This window comes from Candidatus Cloacimonadota bacterium (assembly GCA_011372345.1).
GTDB lineage: Bacteria > Cloacimonadota > Cloacimonadia > Cloacimonadales > TCS61 > DRTC01.
Window position 1 is genome coordinate 1 of record DRTC01000622.1, and the last position, 4,831, is coordinate 4,831.

At 35.6% G+C, this 4,831-nt stretch carries 1 protein-coding gene; it reads right to left on the bottom strand.

What is annotated here, in order from left to right; genetic code table 11:
• Positions 1-4,831 (bottom strand): hypothetical protein (locus ENL20_11910; protein ID HHE39260.1); only part of this gene is annotated, 4,831 nt, incomplete at both ends.

The window sequence follows — 4,831 nt, forward strand, 5'->3', positions numbered from 1 at the left end:
ACTATCGATAGGAATTGCATAAGAAATATGAGTTTGAGGACTGTGTCCGGCTCCTGACGGATTGAACGGATTCGGATAATTCTGCGATAAGGAATATTCTGCAGGAAATTCCAATTCATTATCTGTCAGAACATTTTCATTCTCATAAACTCCCATATCAGGAGCATTACCGACATATTCATCTTCGGAAAGGTCGATGATGATCTCATCATTCCATTCAAAAAAAGTAGTTCCGGCTTCAATGCACGGAGAATCATCTTGAAGATGAAAATTGCTATTTTCCGGATCGACAAACAATGGATCTACTACGATATTACCTTCTAACCAATGGATAATATTATCGTTTCCTATTTCGTATATTGCGTCTTCTCCACCTCGAATATCGGAATAAGCAACTGTTAAAATACTTTCTCCATAATAAAGTCCGATTTCATTTGAAGAATTATTCCAACAGATCGTATTGACAATTTCCGCATCAGAACTTGCCAATGAAATGTTGTTTCCCGAATCGGTGATTTCATTGTTAGTAATCGTGCAATTGAGGATTTTCAAATGAGAATTTGATATACCATAAATTCCACTGTTCAAAGTCGAATTGTTATGGAAAAGAACTCTATCGAGAGTGATGTTGGAATTTGAACAATATACATTTCTTTGATTCTCGATATTATCCGAAACGATGATATTCTTGAGTAAAGCATCGGAATTTTCAGCATAAAAAATATCGGGATCACCATTTCGTAAACTGATATTTTGAAGAGAAAAATCATTGATGTTATCAAGATAAAAAACTTCGCTATAATCTGATCCTTCAATAATAGTTGTGAATGGGTTTTCCCCGATAATATTAACATAACTTTTCCCGGGTAAATGAAAAGCTCCATTAACCTGCTGCGTAGAATACTCCCCTTCATCGAGGTAAATATTTCTCGGATTTTCTTCATCAGCAGTGATCGAACACATAGCATAATAAATCGTTTCAAAGGGATATTCCGGAGAAGTTCCGCTGTAATAATTTGATCCGGAAGGGCTGACATAAACATCGACATCCAGCAATTCTTCGAGAGGATTCTGAATATCAAAAGTAAATCTGTTTGCCGGATAAACATAAATGTCACTCGGTTCATCGATAGAGAAGGTATCGACTATAACATCAATATTGTCTTGTCCTGAAGAATAAATATCTTTTGCATAAAGATCATTTGTCGAATTCAAATAGATACTGCACCTGTTTTCGCTATCAAAATCCAATTCGGAATTATACATCATGATCCCTCCACCATGATTTTCCGCAGAATTTCTATTGATCGAGACCAAATTTAATGTCGCTTCAGATTCATGAAGATAAAAACCTCCTCCGCTGCTTTCGGAATTGTTTTCGGAAATCGTTACTGAATTCAGAATTGGATTAGAACTACGAAAATAAATACCACCGCCACTCCATTCTGAATTGTTATCATAAATAGAAACCGTATCTAAAACAACATCTGAAAAATCGAAATATATTCCACCCCCATTTTCTCCGGAATTATTCGATCTTATGCTACTATTATCGACATAACAATCTCCATTGCAATAAATTCCACCTCCTTTGTATTCCGCACTATTATTTTCAATGATTACATTCGATAAACTGAAAGTTCCATAATAAAGATAAATTCCTCCACCATCATAAGCAATGTTATTTGAAAAAATCACATCAGAAATATGACAATTTGAAAAGAAACAGAATAAACCACCTCCATGGGAATATGAACTTTCGACAGCATTACCATTGGCAATTGTTAAGCCCTGCAAAGAAAAATCATTCTCCCAAAAACTGCTATGGATGATTTGAGCAAGATTTTCTCCATTAAGAATAGTTGTTTCGGAATTTTCTCCAACCAGGGAAACATACTTTTTCATAATAATTGGAAAATTCTCTCCTGTATCGGAAAGAGAATAAATACCTTCTGTAAGAAAAATAGTATGAGGACTTTCTTCATTTGAAGTAATTTTACTCATTGCATAATTGATCGTTTTCAACGGATCATCTGCTGATAATCCGCTATTTTCATCAGAGCCGGATGGACTTACATACAAATCCTGATCAGCCTGTTCGATAACCGAATGCAATATATCAAAAGTGAAATTATTCATCGGATAAGCATAAAAATTATCGGGGATCAAAACCGTGAAAGTATCAACAATAACATCGATAATTTCATCGTCAGAATAAATATCATTTCCTAAAAAATCGGAATTATTCAGATAGATATTACACCTGTTCTCATTATCAAAAACAGGGGAAGAATTATCAAAATACAATCCACCACCGTATTCATTCGAATTGTTTTCAAAAACACTAATTCCTGATAAAACCGGATTAGATTCATTAAAAAATATCCCACCACCTTGACTTTCAGCTGAATTATTTCTAACAATAAGATTTTCCAAAACCGGATTCGAATCATAGCAATGAATTCCTGCACCAAATCCAGTTGTATTATTATTAAAAATCAGAAGATTATTTAAGCAACAATTATGCGATCGAATTCTGATTCCGCCTGCATTCCCGTTTTTCACAGTAAGATTTTGAATGGAAGAATTGGAATACCGGCAATTCAGAAGATAAGAAGTTCCTTCCGCATCGAGGATCGTTAAATCTCTGTCTGTTCCCATCAAAGTAACAAAACTGCTGCAATCGAGAGGAAAAGATTCTCCGGTTTGAGATGGTGAATAAGTTCCATTTGCCAGGAAAATAGTATGAAGATTCTCCTGATTTGCAGACATTATTTGATAAGCATAAGTTATCGTTAACAGCGGATCATCAGGAGTTAATCCACTATTTTCATCTGAACCGGTCGGGCTCACATACAGATCTGCATTGATATTCAGAAAAATCGAATGTAAAATATCAAAAGTGAAATTCTCGATCGGATTAGTATAATAATCATCCGGATTCATAACTGTGAATGTATCGACGATCACATCGATATCTGTGTTGGAGCAAATGTCATTTCCAAAAGAGGGAGAATCATTAAGATAAATATTACATCTGTTTTCCGGATCAAAAGTTGGAATGGAATTGACAAAATTCAAACCTCCACCAAGAATACCCGTAGAGTTTTCAACGATATTTACTGCAGATAATTGCGGATTAGAATCATTAAAATATATACCTCCCCCGTAATAGTCAGCATTATTTCCTTTTATTATAACATTTGTTAATATAGGATTCGGACAATCAGTGAAATAAATAGCACCTCCATAATAACCGGAATGATTATTAGAAAATGTAACATTTTGGATCGTAATCCCACTTTCATCACAAAACATACCTCCTCCATTTCCCCAATTTCCGGTATGATAACCATTATGAATAGCGATATCACTTATCAAAAAATCATCTATTTCGGAACAATGGAATATGTAATCAGTTCCTTCCGCATCAAGAATGGTTGTATTTTGCGATTCCCCGATAATGGATACATGATCGATTGCTTCGAGAGGATAAAATTCTCCGGTCAAAGAGGGGGCATAAATTCCTCCAGCAAGATAAATATTTAGTTCGTTCTGATTATCGGGAGGGATCATATTCAAAGCCTGATAAATCGTTCGCAACGGATCATCAGGAGTTAATCCGCTGTTCATATCGGAACCGGAAGGACTGACATAAAGGTCGCTTTCCGTAAAAGTAATCCGTGCATTCAAAATATCAAAAGTGAAATTTTCTATGGGAGCAGCATAATATTCAGTCGGTTCGAGAACCGTGAATGTATCGACAATTACATTCATTCCGCCATAGGCATAAATATCATTTCCCTGGTTATTCGTGGAATTATTTAGATAAATATTCGATCTGTATAAAGGATTGAATAGAAAATCATCAACCGCGCATCGAGAATAAATACCGCCTCCTCTATAATCGGATGTGTTATAAAATATAGAAACATTGGAAAGCAAGACGAGCGAACTCCGAGCATAAATACCACCGCCGTAATAACCGTTATTCCTGGAAATTATGACATTATTCATTACAACATCAGACTCGTAATTAATCTCGATCCCACCACCGTAAGTTTCCGAATAGTTGTTTGTGATATTGACATCATTAAGGATAAGATGCGTAGTACGGCAAGAGATTCCTCCACCGCTGGTATCATAATCATCGGAAGAATTATGGGCAATCGTTGAATTATTTATTGTTGAAGTAGTGTTGTTATTACTGAAAAAAATCCCACCTCCTTGAAAATTGCAGTTATTATACAGAATATTTACATCTTCGAGAAGAATGCTGGAATTGTTCGTGATCATCATTCCGCCGCCATCACTTCCGGCATTATTATTCAAAATATTTGAATTTAGAATATTTGGAGAAGCATCATTACAAAACATTCCACCTCCGTAATGTGCATAATTTGATTCGATAGATACATTCACCATATTCGGAGAGGAATTATTCTTGCAGAAAAAACCGCCGCCTTCGATCGCAGAATTGTGGCTGATAATGACATTATTCATATTAGGATTGGAGAAAAAGTAACATTCCATTCCGCCGCCGTAATCTGCATCATTATTGGAAATTGTCGTATTCCTGATTCCCGGACTGGAATTGTAGCAGAATATTCCGCCACCGTTTTCGGCGGAATTGTTTGTGATCAGACAATTTTCAATAAAAACATTCGAAGATTGGTTCAGGAAAATCGCTCCACCAAAAACTTCATATAAACCTGTTCCTTCCGCTTTTCCGTATTCAAGTCTGCAAAAAACAACCTTCGAACTATCCTGCGAGTTTGTGTTGGAAAATCTTAATCCATGCCAACCGATGAATGCATTTTCTGCTGTGAAA